Origin of the sequence: Intestinibacillus massiliensis (assembly GCF_900155735.1) — a bacterium.
In the GTDB taxonomy this organism is placed as follows: Bacteria; Bacillota; Clostridia; order Oscillospirales; family Butyricicoccaceae; genus Intestinibacillus; species Intestinibacillus massiliensis.
Map to the genome: position 1 here is coordinate 78,184 of NZ_LT707058.1, position 20,461 is coordinate 98,644.

Here is a 20,461-nt window from a genome sequence, read left to right on the forward strand (position 1 = left end):
GGGCAAGGGCGCTTACGACAAGGGCGACAACTCGCGCGAGCTGTTCTTCGGCCGCGTATTCGTCAACCTTGACCGGCTGGACGGCGCGTTCCATGCCCTGGAAAACCGCCATGGGGACGGCGCGATCGCCGCCTCCTACGACTGGCTGGGCGACCAGGATCAGGACGCCGTGCGCTACTACAGCGGCTGGCAGGACAATGCCGCCGCCGGCAACAAGCGCCTCGTGGCGGACGGCGTGCCGCTCGCCCGGCTGACGGCGAAAAACCCCGCAGACCCGGAGGAGGCGTATATCGTCGATTGCCTCAACCGGTACATTGACAAGCTCAACCGCAACAGCGGCAACTGGAACCAGATGCAAAAGCCTGTCACGCAGCCCAGCCGCTACGCGACCGATACGGCGTACGGCTTCCGCGTCTCCCTGCCGCGCGTCTACGGCAAGGTCTCGACCTACAAGTGGATGACGCTCAAGGGCAAGGACAACTATTGGGACCCGCGCTACCGCAGCTCCTCGGACGTTGAGATGTACCTGGCGGAAGGCAGCCTGCAGCAGGGCAGCACGGGCGCGATGTACATCGTGGACAACCTGCCGCTTTACGGCCTCAACAAGGACGCAAAGCACGGCGACCTGACCGCGGAGAACATCAAGGATTACGGCCAGGAGGCCGTCAAGGTGGACAACCTGGTCGAATCCGTGTCGACCGGCTACTGGAAGCTGCCCGAGGACAGCCCGTCCTACTACCTGGACGGCGAGGCCGGCAAGGAGCAATACAAGGAAGCGCTCCAGGGGCACCTGCATGTGCAGGTCTACTATACCCGCCGCTCGGAAAGCCGGGATTACCGCCAGGCCATCGACGGCGACGCCACGGTGGACAGCCTGTATACGGACGGCCCGGCTAAGGGCAAGCCGATCTGGCACCTGCTCGAGGACAAGGACGGCAAGAGCGCCGCGCGGCTCGACGACCCGCTGACGCTCCTGGTGCCCAAGGCCAAGGACGGCGGCGTGGAGGTCTGGCGCGATATCAACCAGCTTATGTGGGTGGTCACCTCCGACGACCCGGTGCGTTACCCGCTGCCGGAAGGCTTCCGCCTCGACGTGGACGCCGACCTGGCGGCAGACGGCGTACAGGACCTGCATGAGATCCCGAACGGCCCGCAAAACACGCTGGAAGGCCAGTACCCGCGCCACTTGGAAGCGTTCGACCGGTATGACGGCGAAAACTTCATCCTGGGCGAGGGGCAGGTCAACAACGATATCCCGACGCACGGCGGCCTGGTCAAGATGAACAGCCAGACCAACCTGCCGCAGCCGGTCTATGCGGCGCACTATACCACGCTTTACGCCAGCTACAGCGACGACCTGTCCACGGCTACGGAATGCGGCGGCAAGAAGGAGCTGGATGAAATCTTCCTGCGCTCGGGCGTGCTGCTTGCCCCGAAGACGCCGGTCAGCGAGCTGGGCGTAGACAGCAAGTATTTCGAGATGCAGATCCCGGATACGAGCGGCGGCGCGACCGGCTCCAAGGAAATCTACTACAAGTGGACGGACAACCACACGATTAACGGCAACTCCACCCTGCTCTCCTACCATGCGGTGCTGGACAACATCAGCGGCAAGCGCCTGGAAGAGTACGCGAAGCCGTCCTCGATCGGCGGCGCGCCCGAGCCGGACGTGTTTACCAACCCGGTCGTGGTGATGCAGCTCCCGCCGCTCCTCGGCGTGGACAAGACGTTCTTCAAGTATGTGGACAGCGAAACGGTGGACAAGCCGCTCAGCGGCAGCCCGGACGACCCGGCGAACCCGCCGCTCTACCACCCGCTGAACCCGAACTACCAATCCAAGCAGGGCTTCCGCCCGAAGCAGGACTACCTGTACTGGACGTACCGCGTCGTGCAGCCGGTCTATGATGCGGACGGCAACCTGGCCGGATACAAGGAGAAGCAGGACGCGACCGACGTCGAGCTGATCGGCATCGACAGGGGCGACGGGCCGGAAACGGTCGAAGTCACCGGCGAGCCGCAGAAGGGCAACCAGCTGCTGCGCTGGCGCTTCAAGGGCGACCTCCAGCCGGGCGACAGCCTGGTGTTCGACTTCATGGTGCGCGCGCTGACGACGGACGACACCGACCCCCTGGCGAACTCCGGCAAGGACAACGCGCTTGTGGCGTACGCCACGGACGAGGTCGGCGTACCGTCCTGGGTCGAGTGGAAGGGCGACGGGGACGAGGATATGAGCCAGGATCACGGCACCCAGCCCGACCGCCTGGACTACGATACCGACACCTCGACGATGGACACCCTGCTCTGGATCAAATCCCCGGTCATTGAGCTTGCGGCGACAAACGCGTTCCCGCTCAAGAAGACCGCGCGCAGCGTGCTCATGCCGACCCCGCAGCCGGGCGCGATGGTGCCCGTGCTACAGGGCGAGACCTTCACCTATGAGCTGACGGCGGCGAACCAGCAGGGCTATAACCCGGATACCGCCGCCGACAACAGCCTGCGCAACGTCGTGGTGTACGATATCACGCCGTTCGTGGACGACACGAACATCCTGTCGAGCGGCAACGACAAGTTCCCCGCGCGCAATTCCCAGTGGCACCCGTTCCTGGCCGCCGACGCCGGCAGCTTCACGCTGACCGCGCGCAACAAGGCCATGGAAAGCGCCAAGGTGGACTTTGAAAACGGCAGCGAGACCATCAAGAACCAGAACCGCGTGATCCCGGAGGACGCCTACTCGCTGTGGGTCGGCCCGGTCGATGTGACCTGGGGCGGCTACGGCCAGGCGCAGGCGGTCGCGCCCGCGGCCGGCGGCGTNAACACGTTCCCCGACGACGAGAAGGTCATAAACCACAACGCCGACCTGACAAAGCACAACATCCCGCTCAATGAGCTGCTCGCGCTGCGGGACAGCATGTCCCCGCAGGAGTACCAGGAAGTGGTGCGCGGGCTGCGCCAGGTGACGGCCGTGATGAACGACAAGAACTACCTGCTCTACCCGGGCACGCAGCTCTGCCTGTCGTTCAAGGCGGAAGCCGGGCTCAACCTGCCGGTCTACCGCGGCGAGCGCGACCTGAGCGACGACCTGCTCGCGGCGGCGGTCCGCAACTACAAGGCCGTCAACACCTTCGTGGCGGCGACGAGGACGAACACCGCGGTCGAATCCGCGCAGTCGGTCGTCTACGTCTACAACCGCCCCGACCGCGGCGAGATCGGCGACTATGTCTGGTTCGACGAAAACGCCGACGGCCTGCAAAACGAGGTCGAGTATGCCGACTACACCTTTGTGCAGGACATGACCCGCAAACTGCCGCGGCGCGTGCCGGAGACCGGCCCGGACGGCCAGACCATCTACAAGCCCGCTTGGGGCGACGGCGAGGATCCGGGCATCAACGGCGTCCGGGTCGAGCTGCTCAGCATAGGCGGCTTCCCGGTCAACATGCAGGGCGAGGCGGTCGACCCCACGCCGGCCGAGACCTCGGACGGCATGATGTACCGTATCGTCGACCCGGCGGACGGCCTCCCGCTCTACAGCGCGGACGGCCTGCCGCAGTATACCGAGTACGGCCCGTGCGTCACGGTGACGCGCGACGACTACTACGGCAACCACGGCTACTACATCTTCCCGAACCAGGCGGAGGGCGAGTATAAGCTCCGCTTCACCATGCCGGACGCATACCGCTATTACGGCCTGACCACCGAGCAAATCGGCCCGGAAGGCCGCAAGGCCGCCATGGAGGTCGTGCGGCCGGGCGAAGCGATGCTCGACGGCACGGAATCCAGCCACCTGGTCTTCCAGACCAGCGGCACCATCCGCCCGTATGTCGCGGACACGGACGAGGAGCGCGTCTCCTACGACGTCGGCGTCGGCCTGCCGGTACGCTACGGCGGCAACGCCTGGATGGACGAGGACATCCGCTACGACGACAAGGGTCAGCCCATCCAGAACGAGCGCGCGACCAACTACGACGGCGTGCACCAGCACCCGGACAACCCGGATACGCCGGGGCTTGCGTACGAGGAGCCGTACTTTGAGCACGGCGACGTACAGGGCGACGGGACGCTGAAGTACCACGGCTTTACGGTCTATGCCGCCGAAAAGGACGGGCCGGTCGACCCGGTCACCAAAATCCCCATCCCGGCAACCGATATGCACGGCCGCGCGATGCTGACGGAAACCCTGACGCAAGCCGACGTCCTACAGCAGGCGCAGGCGGACGCGGCGGAGAAAAACGAACCGGTGCCGACGGACTTCGACTCGCTGCCGGACGGGTACAAACGCATGGTCGGCAGCTACCGCTTCGATTACATGTTCCCCGACCGGGAGTATGTGATGGTGGTCAAGCTCAAGGACAAGGTGTTCCGCATCACGCCGATCGTATCGCGCGCCCCGACGGAACACGATTTTGACAACGACCTGCTGCCGTCGAGCCGCACGCGCCCGTTTGTGGCCGCGCGGCCGGCCATCCCTGCGGGCGGCACCGAGGACGACCGGTACGAGCCGGAACTGCTGCGCCAGGGCGTCAAGCGCTACAAGCTGCAATCGAATATCGATTTCGGCCTGGTGTTCACGCCCAAGACGCTGATCACCGGCACGGTCTGGGACGACAGCTCCGACAACGGCGCCCTGCCCGACGGCACGCCCGCGCCGTTCGACGGCCTGCGCAATGAGACGGCGGAGGGCTACAAGCCGCTGCCCGGCGCCAAGGTCGAGCTTTACGCCTACGCCTGGGTGGATGCGGACGAAGGCGCGGGGGTCATCGCCGGCTGGCGGCCGCTCGCGTACGACGAGCCGAACCGCGCCTGGAAGTTTGCCGACGGCTACGAGGACCTGACGGCGTACGACCCGGCGGTCGTGGCGGACGACGCTAAGGTCGCCGCGACCTTCACGGATACGACGACCGACTCCGGCCAGTACCAGTTCCGCGTCGTGCCATCGCTGATCACGGACTACGACAGCAGCCGCAAGACCTACCTGACCGGCTTCCGCGTCAAGGTGGCCGAACTCCCGGCCGGCTATACGCCGACCGATATGCACGTGTCGTCGGATAAGACGCCGGACGGCCTGCCCCTGGACGAGGTCGACAGCGACCTCGCGGACAACGGCGGCCTGTACCTGCGGCCGGAAGACCCGTCGGTCAAACCCGTGGACTTCGACCCGGCGCAGTTTACAACGCCGTCGGTCATCCTGCCCTATGAAAAGGCGGATGCGGACACGCCGGAGGGCGAAGAGGTCATCAACGGCTACCTGCCGGGCACGCTGCGTTCGATCACAAACCTCGACGCAGGCCTGCTGCCCTATGCCAAGGGCACCATCCGCGGCTTTGTCTGGAACGACCTCGATGGCCGCGACGACAAGGGCAACGACATTTTCGACGGCCTGTGGAAGACTGACGACAAGGGCGTGCCCGATATCCGCGTGACCCTGCAGTACCGCCCGTTCCAGGAAGCCTGGGACACGGTAAACGACCCGATGGAGGTGCTCCCGCCCGAAAGCCGGCCGGGAGGCGAGACCACGTCGCGCACGCCGGACGGCGCGGAATACTTCACGGTATTCACGATCGACCGCGACCGCTTCGTATTTGAGCCGGATCCCGGCCTATACCCGGTCGGCGGCACGAACCCGTATAATATCCCGGCCGAAGGGCAGGATTACTTCATCAGCGGCAATTATGTGTTCCCGAAGGACCACACCGCCGAGGCCTACTTCTATAAGTTCGCCAAGGCGCTGACCGACGCGGAACAGGAAAACACCCAAAACGCGATCCGCGTACAGGGCGAGCTGACGAACCTCGCCGTGCAGCAGGTCGGCCTGCAGGACACGCTGGCCGAGCGCCAGGACTACGCCGCCAAGCTGCAGGTGGAGTTCAAACGCCTGGCCGACGAGGTGGCACAGCTCACGCAGGCCGCCGCCGACCGCGCCACGGAGTACCGCACCGCCAGCGACAAGAAGGACGGCGCATCGCTCCAGCTCGCGGCGGCGAAATCCACGCTCAAACGCAAGGAAGCCGACCTGGAAGCCATCCAGGACGAAATCGCGGCGCTGCTGGGAGGCGCGCCCGAGGATAGCCTGACGGACGAGCAGAAGGCCGCCCTCGCGGCGCTGCGCGCCCAGGAAAAAACGGCAAAGGCCGAGGTGCAGGCGGCAACCCAGTCCGCGGCGAACGCACAGGCACGCTACGACGCGGCGGACAAGGCCGAGCAGGAAGCCCGCACGGCGATGTACGAAGCGCAGAGCGCGCAGAACGCCAGCGCCAAGCAGCAAAAGACCGTCCGCGACCAGATGGATTTGACCGACGCGGAGATCCAGAAGATCCAGAACGACCTGGCGAAGGTCGCCCAGGACATCGCGGACAAGAAAAAGGAGCTGAAGGGCTACCAGGACGCGGTGTTCGACAAGGAGATCGAAACCGCCTCCGTCAAGACCGACGTGTCCGGCCAGTACCTGTTCACCGGCGTGCCGATGTTTGACGAGGCGCAGAAACCCAACAAGGCCGAAGGCTTCCGCTTCCGCCTGCTGGTCGAAAAGGAAGTCAACAGCAACTATACCTGGTGCGACGTGAAGTCGAACACGCTGGACGGCCGGGACTCCGACGCCGGCCTGCTGGAACGTGCGGATTACGCCGCAGAGCTGGCGCGGGGCAACCTATGCGGCCTGCTGAGCCCGGACGACCAGGCGGCCGCGATTACCGACACCTTCACGCTCCTCAAGCGGGGCGACAAGGAGGTCAACGCGTACGACGGGTATTACAACCTCAAGCCCACGAAATCCAACGTGACGGTCGCCGTGCGCGACGTCGGCCTGCTGTCCTACGACAAGTACATCCGCATCGGCGACCTGGTCTGGGCGGACAAGAACGGCAACGGCGTGCAGGACGACGGCGAACCGGGCATCGCGGGCGCGCGTGTCGAGGTGTTCCGGTATGACGCGGAGGCCAAGACCGAGTACTACAGCTATACGGTCGTGGCCGGTACCCCGGACGCGCCAGACACCCCAGATAATCCAGATAACCCGGATAATCCGATCAATCCGGACAATCCGGACAACCCGGACAACCCGGATACCCCGGACGTCCCCGACGTCCCGCAGGCCCTGTCGGACGAAGGGCCGGCTGCGCCGGGCGACGGCGGCTCCGGGATCCCGGACGGCGGCGATCCGGAGAACCCGGGCGGCGAAACGCCCCCGCCGGACGATTCCGGCAACGGCGAAACGCCCGTGCCGGTTCCTCCGGAAATCGAACTGCCCGAGAACCTCAAGCCGCACTATACGCACGTGCTGCTCAGCGAGCCGGTCACCCTGAAGGGCGGCTGGATCCCCATGCTGGACGATGAGCTGGAGCGCATGGAGGCGTTCACGGACGAAGACGGCCACTACAGCTTCCGCGTGCCGATCACCGACATGACGGACCCGGTGGAGCCGTACCGTTACCGCATCCGCGTGACCCAGCCGGACGGCATGCTGTACGAATGGACGGCCTTCCGCTCGGTCGAGAAGCGCGAGGACGACTGCGACGTGCTGCCGGCCTCCGATTTCCTCGACCTGTCCGCAGAAGCCATCAAGGATTGGGGCGAGCAGGGCGAGGGCATGGTAATCGGCCGGTACGACCCGCTCGACCTGGCTTCCGGCAACACCGACAGCGTGCCAGTAGCCACCCGCCGCGCGCGGCTTGGCCGTACGCTTGCCGATACCGGCGAGCCTTCGCCGATCGGCAACGTCGTCGGCATGATCGGTACCCATAAGTACAATGTCGCGCTGTCCGCCGAGTTCAGTATCTACACGCCGCCCGAGGGCGACGCGGATACGCCGGCCACGCTGGCAGACGGCGACGGCGACGAAACGCACTATATCGATTTCTCCCGCGCGCAGGACGACCTGACGCAGGACGCCGGCCTGTTCATCCCGGAGGAGCCGGAACCCGAGCCGGAACCGGAACCCGAGCCGGAGCCTGAGCCGGAACCCACGCCGGAACCGGATTCGCCGTCCGGCGGCGGGCACTCCTCGAACAAGCGTCCTCCCGCGGATGGGGCTGTGCCGCCGGACGTGGCGCCGGGTAACGACCCCGTCGACCCATCCATGCCGGCCGCGCCCGCGCCCGTCCCAGTGGAAACGCCCGCCGCGCAGCCGCCCCTGCCGCCCTTCCTCCCGCAGACCGGCGAGGGCATTGCGGCGCTGCTCGCGCTGCTGTGCGCGGCCGTGGCCGCCGCGGGGCTGTTCCTGACCCGCAAGAGGAAACCCAAGGACCACAAATAAGCGCAGGCACAAACGGGGCTGCCCCCAAGGGGGGCGGCCCTGCCTGTGCCTTGTACCAATGAGGTGAATTTTCATGAAAAAGATCCGGGAGCTACTGCAAAAGCGTTCCCGCCTGCTGCTGCCGGTGATCGCAGCCGCCTGCCTGCTCGCCGCGCTGGCCGTCTGGCACTGGGGCGATATCCAGTCCTACCTGGGTACGTTCCTCGGCCAGGTCGACCTTGCGACCGTCCGGGAGGGCGACGCGTCCGGCCTGCAAAAGGACGATGCGCGCCGGCGCACGCTCAATATCTACGCCGAGGACCTGACGGGGGCCTTTAACCCGGCCTTCGCCGCGTCCGCGGGCGACCGCGCGGTATCCAGCGCCGTGTTTGAACCGGTGATGCGCCGCACGGGCAAGGGCGCGCTCTTCCCCGAGCTGGCCTCCCGGGTCGACGTATCGGACGACGGGCTGGCCTATACGGTGAGGCTCCGGCACGGCGTGCGCTTTTCCGACGGCGACGAGCTGACCTCGCGGGACGTGTGCGCCTCCATCGCGGCGATGGCGCTTGCGTCCGGCGGCGGGCGGGGCTACGCGGGCATCCGCGGCATGGAAGGTTTCCTGGCGCGTCCCGTGGACTGGCCGGAGGGGCTGTCCATGCCGGACGAGGATACCGCGGTCATCACCTTTGACAGCGCCTCCCCGGACAACCTGGCCGTGCTGGAAACGCGCGTGCAAAAGGGCGACTTTATGGACGGCCTTGCGGACGGGCAGGCGTTCACGCGCCTGCAAATGCGTGCGCAGGGCGGCGTCGGTACGGGCGCTTACGTCTTCGGCGCGGAAAGCATGGGCGGCCAGGCGGTGCTCACCCGGTCGGACACCTACCGCCGCGGCATCCAGGACATCGGGACCGTGCGCTTTACCAGCGTCAGCTTTTACGACGTGCCCGAGGCGCTCGAGGCCGGGGACATCGACCTTGCGCTCGTCAGCGGCGAAAGCCCGCTGTTCCAGAGCTTTTACGACGCGCCGCAGTTTACCATCTACGAAAAGCCGCTGAACCAGCTCTACTGCCTGGAGATGAACCGCAACCACAGCGCGCTGCGCCGCAGCGACGTGCGCCGGGCGGTCAGCCTGGCCATCGACCGGGACGCGCTGCTGGAGGGCGGCCTGTCCCGCTATATGAGCCCGGCCGCCGGNCGTTTACGATCAGCCTGTTTGCCGAGAACCAGATGGTGATGGGCAACCTGACAGCGGACGTCAACGGCAGCGCAATCCATTACAGGAACCCGGCAAACGACGCCCTCCTGCAGTTCACCCACCCGTGGGCAGGCCGCACGACGAATAGTTCGGACAACTGGAGCTGGTATAGCCCGGCGCCAAACGTCAACGACATCGGCGGCGGCTACGTGGGCGGCGCGGCGGGCGCGCAGTACCCGATGCCGACGCAGTCCGCCCTGCTGCCTGCGGGCATTGTCCCGGTCGATACCGACGGCAACCCGTGGCCGGCCGGCGGCGCGGCGGCAGACCCCGGCCGCAAACTGGACTTCACACTTACCGTGCGGAACGTCAGCACGCTGCAAAGCAGCCCGAACCNTACTATCAGCAAGCCCCCGGCGCGCTCACGCTCCGCCTGCCCATCGTCGAGGGGAACGAATTGCAGCGCGCGCTGGCCGACGGCGTGCGCCGCCAGGTCGGCAAGGCCGGGATCGACGTGGAGGTGGTTGCGCTTGCGCAGCAGGACTACCTCAGCGAAGTCTTTTTGCAGAACAACTTTGACCTGTACCTCACCGCCCTGTCGCTGGACGGCGCGGACGCATCCGCTTACGGGCAGCTCACCGGCGACCGCGACAGCCTGCCGGTCGGTATCCAGGACGACGCGCTCACGCAGGCCGTTTCGGAGGCCATGGCGGCGTACACGCCCGACCGCGCGGCCTATGCGGTGCAGGCGGTCAACCGGGCGGCGAACGAAACGCTGCCCGTCGTGCCGCTCGCGCACGGCAAGCAGTTCCTGATGGTATCCGCCGACCTCAAGGGGTACTCGGCCTCGCCGTTCACCGGCCTGCTCGACAACCTTTGGAACATCCGGGTGCGCTGAGATGCGGAGGGTAATCCGCGCGCTGCTTGCGCTGCTCCTCGCCGCCTCCCTCGCCTACCTGGGCTGGTGGTGCTGGGACGGCTGGCGCAACCGCGCGCTGTATGGCGATTTGNCGATTCCGGCAACGGCGAAACGCCCGTGCCGGTTCCTCCGGAAATCGAACTGCCCGAGAACCTCAAGCCGCACTATACGCACGTGCTGCTCAGCGAGCCGGTCACCCTGAAGGGCGGCTGGATCCCCATGCTGGACGATGAGCTGGAGCGCATGGAGGCGTTCACGGACGAAGACGGCCACTACAGCTTCCGCGTGCCGATCACCGACATGACGGACCCGGTGGAGCCGTACCGTTACCGCATCCGCGTGACCCAGCCGGACGGCATGCTGTACGAATGGACGGCCTTCCGCTCGGTCGAGAAGCGCGAGGACGACTGCGACGTGCTGCCGGCCTCCGATTTCCTCGACCTGTCCGCAGAAGCCATCAAGGATTGGGGCGAGCAGGGCGAGGGCATGGTAATCGGCCGGTACGACCCGCTCGACCTGGCTTCCGGCAACACCGACAGCGTGCCAGTAGCCACCCGCCGCGCGCGGCTTGGCCGTACGCTTGCCGATACCGGCGAGCCTTCGCCGATCGGCAACGTCGTCGGCATGATCGGTACCCATAAGTACAATGTCGCGCTGTCCGCCGAGTTCAGTATCTACACGCCGCCCGAGGGCGACGCGGATACGCCGGCCACGCTGGCAGACGGCGACGGCGACGAAACGCACTATATCGATTTCTCCCGCGCGCAGGACGACCTGACGCAGGACGCCGGCCTGTTCATCCCGGAGGAGCCGGAACCCGAGCCGGAACCGGAACCCGAGCCGGAGCCTGAGCCGGAACCCACGCCGGAACCGGATTCGCCGTCCGGCGGCGGGCACTCCTCGAACAAGCGTCCTCCCGCGGATGGGGCTGTGCCGCCGGACGTGGCGCCGGGTATCGACCCCGTCGACCCATCCANTCAGCACGCTGCAAAGCAGCCCGAACCTCGACAGCACCGCGGGCTCCGACTTCGATCTGGCCGCGCACCCGGACGCGTACCATGCCGAGGTCGAGTACCTGCAGGACATCGGCCGTTATATGGTGCGCATCGTGCCGCAGGCCGTTGCCGCCTCGCCGGATACCTATGACGAGATGCAGGCCGTCCTGAACGCGCCGCAGCTTGACTGGAACCGCAGCCTGAACGCCCGCTTCAAGGCCATGGCGCTCGATATGCCGGACGACGTCACGGCGGACGGCACGCGGGACGAAAGCCTGCTCGAACGCTGGCAGCAGCTCCGCTCGTTCGCGTCGAGCATGGTGGAGGGCTTCCGCTTCTACACCGACGACGCGTCCGCGCACGCCCCGGCCATCCTGCAGGGCAAAAACCCCTTCTCGGTCGGCCAGGCCTACAGCGGCCACTATATGGCGGGCAAGTGGTGCGCATGGCGTACCAATGCCAGCAGCTACGGGCATGGCGGGTACAACGTTTCCCACGTCTTTAACGATACGCGCCTGGATTCCACCGGGCCGGACGGCCGCATCCGCGGCGACAAGTTCATCGGCGCGATGGCGTACGGCGAAGCTGCGCAGAACGGCGCGCCCGCGCCCCTGAACGTCGAGGACTACGCAAGCCGCCCGGCGGCAAACACCAATTACGGCGTGCTGGACATCAACGGCGCGGACAGCGTTTCCCATCTGGACAACGGCGTCCACATCCCGACCCGTTTTGTATCCAACACCCTCAAAATTTACACTAAGAACCCCAACATTATGCTCGACAAGCGCCTCCTGCTCAAGCCGGAGGAGGATCAGCCGCAGGGGCTGGGCGACAACAACGGCTCGCCGGATTACCGCGGCCGCGACGCGCACGGCAACGCCAACATCGGCCAGGAAGACGGCCGCGCGGATTGCAGCTTTGCTTATGACGACTATACCGAGAACCCCTACGCCCTCCGCGAGGAGGATATCCCGAAGCTCGGCTACGGCCAGCGCGTATGGTACGGCGTGACCGTCATGAACAAGCCGTCCGACTCCCCGATGCAGGGCGGGAACGACACCTCCCCCGCCCTCTACGCGCCAGACCCTGGGGCCGTCAAGGCCAACGCCTTCGACAAGTTCGAGGAGATGCTGAAGAACCCCGTGAACCGCCCGGTCGACGCGCTCGCGTCCAGCGGCAGCTACCTGAAAAACGGCGTGCCGCTGTGGCCGTATGGCGATACCGCGCATCTGGGGTCGGCGTTTGCGCAGTGGAAGGCACGCATGGACGTGCGCGACCGCAAGCTCGCGGAAAGCGGAGACGTGGCGCACGGCGCGTTCGTATTCTCGGAATACCTGCCGTCGGCGCTCGCATACGACCGCGTGTTCATGCTCCAGACCTACGACGATGCCGGCAAGCCCGCGCGGCTGCTGTCGCGCGCGGAGGCCGAGGCCGAAGGCTGGACGTTCATCGACAACACCGCCCCGCCGTCCGTCGACCCCGCGACAGGCAAAACGGTGGACAACGTCAAGTTCGTCTCCATCACGGCCGTGCCGCCGGCGCAGTCCCGGGACGGCACGCGCATGCTGCCGGCGGACGAGCGCATCGCCTTCGCGGACGAGCGGGCCGNGTAGACGGCGGCCGAATGGCGATCGTGGCGCGCAAGTGCGCGCAGGATGAAAAAAGCCTGGAACCTTAATGGTTCCAGGCTTTTCTTATGGGGTCAGCCCTCGTACAGCAGGCGGTAGGCAAACTTGCCGCTGCCCAGCAGGCGTTCGGCCGGCAGGGGTGCGTCATGGATCCAGAACTGCTGGCAGGACAGATCGGGGTATTGCAGGCCGATAAGGTAGGCCTTGCCGCTCTCCCCGGTGAGCTGCAGCATGAACTGGCTGCGCCGCGTGTAAAGGATGGTATGCGTCACCGGGTCGGTGACGCCGGCCTTATCGCGCATAAGCGCCTCCGCCCGCGCGCGGAGCGCGGCTACGTCGGGGGCGTAATCCTCCGGCACTTCTTGCGCGGGCACGGCGGGGTCGGGGTCGCGCAGGACGATGGCGACGTCCGGGCACACGTAGGTGCTGCCGCCGCCAAAGAAGGCGGAATAGGCCGGGGCAAGCGCCTGCCCCGGGAGCGGGTCGAGCAGGCCGAAGGTGAACTCCGTGCCCCCATCCTCCCTTGTCATCCAGTCGATCGGCAGGCCGGCCAGGTCGGCGCCGAAAAAGCGCTCGACGGCCGTGCGCGCGGCCAGCGCCTGCGCCGCCGCGGGGGGATTCGGCACGGCCGGCGCNGCAGGAGCACGGCGGCGATGAAGGCCGCGCCGGACAGCCCCATTTGCAACAGTGTCATAGGCGCCGCCTATTCCAGTTCGCGGACGATGCGCTTGAGATTCTCAATCTCGTCCGCGGACAGCTTGCGGCTGCCGACCAGCGACGCGAACAGCTTATCGGCCGCGCCGTCGAAAATCCGGTCGACCAGCGCGTCCGCCTCCTGCGCCTGGACGGCGGCCTTTTCGACCAGCGCGTGGCACAGGAAATTCGGCTCGCGCCGCTCGACCGCGCCCTTGCCGATCAGGCGCTTGATGACCGTATAGGTCGTGTTCATGTTCCAGCCGACCGCCTCCTTGAGCACGTCGGAAATGTGCTTTGCTGTCTGGTCGCCCTCGCGCCACAGCACATCCATGACGCGCAGCTCGGAATCAAATAATTTTTCATGCATGCGTCCCATCCCCCTTTGTTTACACTACTGCAGTAGTTTACCTGTATCCTACCACACGGGCGCGGCCTTGTCAACACTACTACAGTAGTTTGTAGAAAATATCCCCGGCGGCAAAGGGGCGAAAATTTGTGATGGGGTATTCGTCCTTTTACGGTTATGTGTTATAATGGAAAAAGCGAGGTTGGGCATAGCGCCCAAAATACAGCGGAGGCCGAGGCCGCTGCCTGGGAGGACCAGAAATGGGAAATCGACAGGAACTTTCAGTGTTTAAGCAGGAATGCACGCACATCAACCAGCTCGCGCGGCAGGTGCTGCACAGCCTCCGGCGCATTTGGCTGCGGCTAGAGGGCGACGGCGCCGCCGGGTGCACGCTGGTCACCCCGCCCCCCGCACCCGGGGATGGCCGGATCGAAGGGGCGCTTCGCTGCCTGACGCCGGCGGCCGCGCAGGAGGAGGACGCCCNCGCAGCGAAAAGCTGGGGCAGGATTTTTCCCTGCAGGCCTGGGTTTTCAACCAGGTCGTCGACAGCATGTACGCCTATATCTATGTCACCGACGTCGACACCGACGAAATCCTGTATATGAACCGCGCGATGAAGGAAGGGCTTGGCCTGGACGCGCCGGAAGGGGCGGTCTGCTGGAAGGTGCTGCAAACGGGCATGCACGGGCGCTGCGCCTTCTGCCCCGTCCCGCTGCTGCAGGACAAGAACGGCCCCGCGCCCTCCTGCATCTGGGAGGAGCACAATACCCGCACGGGGCGCATTTACGAGAATTACGATAGCCTGATGCGCTGGGTGGACGGCCGCACCGTGCACTTCCAGCACTCGGTCGACGTAACCGAGACGCGCCGCCTGTACCGTGAGGCCACGACGGACGACCTGACGGGCGCGTTCAGCCGCCGCGCGGGCAAGCAGAAGCTGGCGGCGCTGCTGGCGGGCTGCTGCGGCGTCAGCATCTGTATGCTGGATATCAACGACCTCAAGCAGGTCAACGACACCTTGGGGCACGCCGCGGGCGACCGCTTGCTTGTCCAGGCGGCGCAGGCCGTCCAGGCGCAGCTTACGGGCGGCGATTTCCTGATGCGGCTGGGCGGGGACGAGTTTGTCGCCGTGCTGCCGGGCGTAGCGGAGGACGAGGCGCAGCGGCGCATCTGCGCGGCGCTGCGCCAGCTTCAGGAGGCGGAGGGCGCGCAGCCGCAGGCGGGCTTCTGCTACGGGATCGCGCAGTTTGACGGCGCGGTGCCGCTCGGCGAGGCGCTCGCCCTGGTGGATGAGCGCATGTATACCCAGAAGCGCGCGCTGCACATCCGCCGCGCGGAGGAACGCCTCCAGCGGGAGGGGACGCACAGCGCGCCGGCGTTCTCCTACGACTGTACCAAGCTGTACGACGCGCTCGTGCAGTCCACGGACGACTATATCTACGTCTGTGATATGAAGACCGGTGTGTTCCGGTACCCGCCCGCCATGGTGGCGGAATTCGGCCTGCCCGGCGAAGTGGTCGAGAACGCGGCGGCGGTCTGGGGCGCGAAGGTGCACCCGCTCGACAAGCAGGCCTTCCTGGAGTCCAACCAGGAGATCACGGACGGCCGCACGGACGCGCACTGCGTCGAATACCGCGCGCAGAACCGCCGCGGCGAATGGGTCTGGATGCGGTGCCGCGGGCACCTGGAGCGCGACGGCGACGGCCAGCCGACGCTGTTTGCCGGCATCATCACAAACCTCGGCAAGAAGAACCGCATCGACCAGCTGACCGGCCTGTTCAACAAATTCGAATTCCAAAATGCGATTGACGAGCTCAGTACCGGGGCGGCCGGCCCGTATATGGTGATACAGCTCGGCATCGATAACCTGCGGCGCATCAACGCGCTGTATGACCGGCGCTTCGGGGACGAGGTCATCCGCATCGCGGCGCAGAAGCTGCAATCCCTCCTGCCGCCCGACGCGTGGGCGTACCGCCTCGACGGCGACGAGTTCGGCGTCTTGCTCCGCAACGGCAGCAAGGACGCGGCCGGCCAGCTTTTTGCGCGCATCCGGCAGGCGTTCGCCCACCAGCAGTCCTATGACGGCAAGCGCTTCTTCTGCACGCTGTCGGGCGGGTGCGCGCTGTACCCGCAGGACGGCCGCTCCTACCTCGAGCTGTCCAAAAGCGCAGGCTACGCGCTGGAATACGCCAAGCAGCGCGGGAAAAACCGCATGGAATACTACGCCCCGCAGATCGTGGCGCACCGGGAGCGCTCCCTGGAGCTGACGGAACTGCTGCGCGACAGCGTGGAGCACGGGTTCCGCGGCTTTGAAATGTACTACCAGCCGGTGTTTTCCGGCACGCGCGCGCTTGAGGGCGCGGAAGCGCTCGCCCGCTGGCGCTGCGACAAATACGGCGCGGTCGGCCCGGCCGAGTTCATCCCCCTGCTCGAGCAGAGCGGCCTTATCCAGCCGGTCGGCCGGTGGGCGTTCGCCCAGGCGGTCACGGCGCAGGCGCGATGGGGGCGGCGCCTGCCCCGGTTCAAAATGGGCGTCAACCTGTCCTACCTGCAGCTTGAGGATGACGAGTTCTTCCCCTTCATGTGGGAAACCATCCAAAAGGCCGGGGCGGACCCGAAACAGACCATCCTGGAACTGACGGAAAGCTATCTCGCCGCCAATATGGAGCGCGTGGCCGACCGCCTGCGCCAGGTCCGGCGGCACGGCGTGCGCGTCGCCATGGACGATTTCGGCACGGGGTATTCCTCGCTCGGCGTGCTCAAGCAGGCGCCGATCGACATTGCCAAGATCGACCGAACCTTTGTAAACGGCATCCAGGAAAGCGCGTTCGACAACGCCTTCCTCCGGATGGTGGTCGAGCTGTGCCGCGTGCGCGGTATCAGCACCTGCCTGGAGGGTATGGAGACCGAGGAGCAGTGGCGCGCGGCGGAGCCGATGCACCTGGACTATGTGCAGGGCTTCCTGCTCGGCAGGCCCGTGCCGGCAGGCCAGTTTGAAACGCAATTTTTATAAAAATTATATAAAATGAGCCGCCCGCAGGCGGCGGAGGAGGAAATATGAAAAAGTTTTTGCAGGAATTCAAGGATTTTGCGCTGCGCGGCAACGTGATGGACCTGGCTGTCGGCGTCATCATCGGCGCGGCGTTCCAGGCCATCGTCACCTCCCTGACGCAGGACATCATTTCCCCGGTGCTCGGGCTGTTCACCGGGCAGAACTTCGACCAGCTCAGCGTCAGCCTGTTCGGCGCGGAACTGCGCTACGGCGCGTTCATCACGGCGGTCATCAATTTTATCATCATGGCGCTGATCATCTTCCTGCTCGTCAAGGGCATGAACCGGCTCGCGGCGCTCGGCCGCCGCAAGCAGCAGGAGGAGGCGCCGGCGGCGCCCGCCACCAAGGTTTGCCCGTACTGCCGCAGCGAGATCGATATCGGCGCGACGCGGTGCCCGCACTGCACCTCGCAGCTCAGTGGGCTGGCGGACGATACATAAAAGCCGGAAAAAATGGCGCGCATCCCGGTTTGGGGATGCGCGCCGCTTTTTTCTGGGTTTTTCTGGGCTTTTATTGCATCTGCGTACCGGGGATGTTACAATAGAAAGAACAAATATGCGGTTGCAAAAAAGGATGTAATTTCGAAAAGGGGGGATTGGTATGTATCGGCTTCGCCACGCCTTGCGGCGCTGCGGCGCGCTGCTTTGCGCAGTGCTGCTGCTCGCGTCCCTCGCAGCCCCCTGTGCGTCGGCCGCGGGAAGCCGGGTCGTCCGCGTCGGCTTTTCGCATGCGGAGGGCTTCAGCATGACTGCGCCGGATGGGCGGCGCTACGGGCTGATCGTCGATTTCCTCAATGAGATCGCCAAATACACCGGCTGGGAATACGAATACATCGATACGGACAGCGAAACCATGCTGGATGACTTTTTTGCCGGCAAGTACGACCTGCTCGGCGGCACCTATTACGCAAGCGGTTATGAAGCGTACTTCGCCTACCCGCACTATAACTGCGGGTACAGCAAGCTGGCGCTGCTCGCCCGCAAGGATGACGACACCATCAAGAGCTACGACCTCGATTCCTTTAACGGCAAGACGATCGGCGTTTTTGAGCGCAACAAGGAGAACATCCGCCGCCTGCGGGCGTACCTGGAGATCAACGGCCTGGACTGCACGATCAAGCCCTACACGTATGAGGAACTGGTTGTCACGGGCACGCTGAACCGTTTCCTCGAGAGCGGCGAAATCGACCTGCTGCTCGGCAACAACGGGGACGCCGGCGGGGAGTTCCGCGTCGCGGCCACCTTTGATTCGCAGCCGCACTTTATCGTGACGCAGCCGGGCAACCAGGAGGTGCTGGACGGCCTCAATATGGCGCTGGACAGGATTTATGACGCCGACCCGGAATTTGCGCAGAAGCTCTTTCAAAAAAACTTTGGCAATACGATCTACGGCCACGTGGCGCTCAACGCCGCGGAAAAGGCCTATGTCGCGCAAAAAGGCACGGTGACGGTCGCGGTGCCCGAGCAGTGGCACCCGGTATACTGCCTCGATATCGACGACAGCCACGACGGGCTGGTGCCAGACTTCCTGCGGGAGGTCACGGCGTTTTCCGGGCTGGAGTTCTCCTATATCGGCTGCGGCAGCTACGGAGAGGCCGTGCGCAAGGTGCAGCAGGGCGAAGCGGATATCCTGGGGTTCTTTATCGGCACCGAGGAGGACGCGGCCGAGCGCGGGCTTGCCCTGACCGCCGCCTATATCGATCTGGACTCCATTGTGGTGCGCAACAAGGAGTCGAGCTACCCCGCGGAGGGGCTGGTCGGCGCCGTGCTTGAGGGCCGCGAGATGCCGGATACCGTCGTGGCGGACGAGGTGCGGTACTACGATTGCACGAGCGACGCGCTGCGCGACGTCAACCGCGGCAAGGTGGATTTCTTCTATGGGCTGTCCTCCCACCTTGAGTACGTCATCCAGCAGGAGAACTTCAACAACGTGGTGCAGGTCAACCTGATCAACAACAGCCTGGACGGCGGCTTCGCGCTCAAAAGCCCGGTGCAGCCGGAGCTGTTCACCATCCTCAATAAGACGATCAACAACCTGACGGAGGCCGAGAAATCCGCCATCGGCAGCCGCAATATCCTGTCCATCGGCCAGACGCACATGACACTCTCCGGCATCGTCTACGCCAACCCGTCGCTTGCGGTTTCGGTGGTGGCGGCGTTCCTGGGGCTGATCCTGCTGGCCGTCATCCTGGTGTTCCGCGCCCGCCTGCACGCCGCCGTGATGCGCAGCGAGCTGGCCAAAGCCGAGGCGGACAGCCTTGCCAAGAGCGAATTCCTGTCGCGCATGAGCCACGAGATCCGCACGCCCATGAACGCCATCGTCGGGCTGACCGACCTGGCCAGCATGACGGAGGGGCTGCCCGCCGAGGCGCGCGGGCACCTGGACAAAATCAAGGCATCCTCCCGCTACCTGCTTGGGCTGATCAGCGACATCTTGGACATGAGCCGCATTGAAAATGGCAAAATGGAGCTGGGCAGCGAGCCGTTTTCCATCGGCGCGACGCTGGACGAAATCCGGGACATGCTCACGGCCGACGCGGAGGCGCGCGGGCTGCGCTTCCGGATGGAAAAGGATATCCGGGACGATATGTTGTGCGGCGACCCCATCCGCCTGCGGCAGGTGCTGGTGAACCTGCTCTCCAACGCGTTCAAATTCACGCCGCCGGGCGGCGAGGTGACGGCCAGCGTGGTTGAGGAAGCCTCCCCCGGCAGGGAAGCCGCGCTCACCATCCGCATCACGGATAACGGCATGGGCATTGCCGAGGAAGACCAGCAGCGCATCTTTGCCAGCTTTGAGCAGGTCGGCCCCAACATCACCAAGAGCCAGGGCACCGGGCTTGGCCTTGCGATCAGCAGCAATATCGTGCGGCTGATGGGCGGCAAGCTCAAGCTCAAAAGCGCGCCCGGCCAGGGCAGCGAGTTCTATTTTACCGTCACGATGCCCAAGGCGCCCGCGGAGGCGCGCCCCGCCGCCGAGCAGGGACCCCAGGCCGGGAGGCTCCAAGGCGTCCACGTGCTCGTGGTGGAGGATAACGACCTGAACGCGGAAATCGCGATGGAGCTGCTGCGCATGCAGGGCGCGCAGGCCAGCCGCGCGGAAAATGGGAAAAAGGCGCTCCAGATGTTTGCGGACAGCGCGCCTGGCGGCTATGACGCCATCCTGATGGATATCCTGATGCCGGAGATGAACGGCCTGGAGGCCACCCGCGCGATCCGCGCCCTCCCCCGCCCGGACGCGGCGTCCGTGCCGGTCATCGCCATGACGGCGAACGCCTTCCAGGAGGACGTGCAGTCCGCCCGGGAGGCCGGTATGACCGGCTTCGTCTCCAAACCGGTAGACGTGGCCTGCCTGTACGGCGAGCTGCAAAAAGCCCTGCGGAAGGGTCTGCAGGACGGATAAAAGGAAG

7 protein-coding genes are annotated in these 20,461 nt (G+C 65.5%); 5 read left to right on the top strand and 2 right to left on the bottom strand.

The window, feature by feature from the left end:
• Both CZ203_RS07360 and CZ203_RS07365 read left to right on the top strand, forming a co-directional pair.
• On the top strand, positions 1-8,245 hold an 8,245-nt coding region (locus CZ203_RS07360), incomplete at its 5' end, for an SdrD B-like domain-containing protein (RefSeq protein WP_143436163.1).
• A 379-nt stretch (positions 8,246-8,624) separates the two neighbouring features.
• Entirely contained in the window at positions 8,625-9,458 is an 834-nt protein-coding gene (locus CZ203_RS07365; RefSeq protein WP_456236197.1) for an ABC transporter substrate-binding protein, read from the top strand.
• 3,577 nt (positions 9,459-13,035) lie between these two features.
• Here the strand turns inward: CZ203_RS07365 and CZ203_RS07385 are convergent.
• Complete coding sequence (locus CZ203_RS07385; protein ID WP_087065493.1) at positions 13,036-13,587, bottom strand: hypothetical protein; 552 nt, start codon at positions 13,585-13,587, stop codon at positions 13,036-13,038.
• A gap of 77 nt (positions 13,588-13,664) precedes the next feature.
• A complete protein-coding gene (locus CZ203_RS07390) occupies positions 13,665-14,024 on the bottom strand; it encodes a BlaI/MecI/CopY family transcriptional regulator (protein ID WP_087065494.1) in 360 nt (119 codons plus the stop codon).
• Between the two features lie 529 nt (positions 14,025-14,553).
• On the opposite strand from CZ203_RS07390, the gene CZ203_RS07395 reads away from it, so the two are divergent.
• The 3 genes from CZ203_RS07395 to CZ203_RS07405 all read left to right on the top strand — a co-directional run bounded on the left by CZ203_RS07395 (position 14,554) and on the right by CZ203_RS07405 (position 20,454).
• A complete protein-coding gene (locus CZ203_RS07395; RefSeq protein ID WP_159456416.1) occupies positions 14,554-17,016 on the top strand; it encodes an EAL domain-containing protein in 2,463 nt (820 codons plus the stop codon).
• 44 nt (positions 17,017-17,060) lie between these two features.
• Entirely contained in the window at positions 17,061-17,495 is a 435-nt protein-coding gene (gene mscL, locus CZ203_RS07400; protein ID WP_087065496.1) for a large conductance mechanosensitive channel protein MscL, read from the top strand.
• A 160-nt stretch (positions 17,496-17,655) separates the two neighbouring features.
• Complete coding sequence (locus CZ203_RS07405) at positions 17,656-20,454, top strand: ATP-binding protein (protein ID WP_087065497.1); 2,799 nt, start codon at positions 17,656-17,658, stop codon at positions 20,452-20,454.
• Positions 20,455-20,461: the final 7 nt, after the last annotated feature.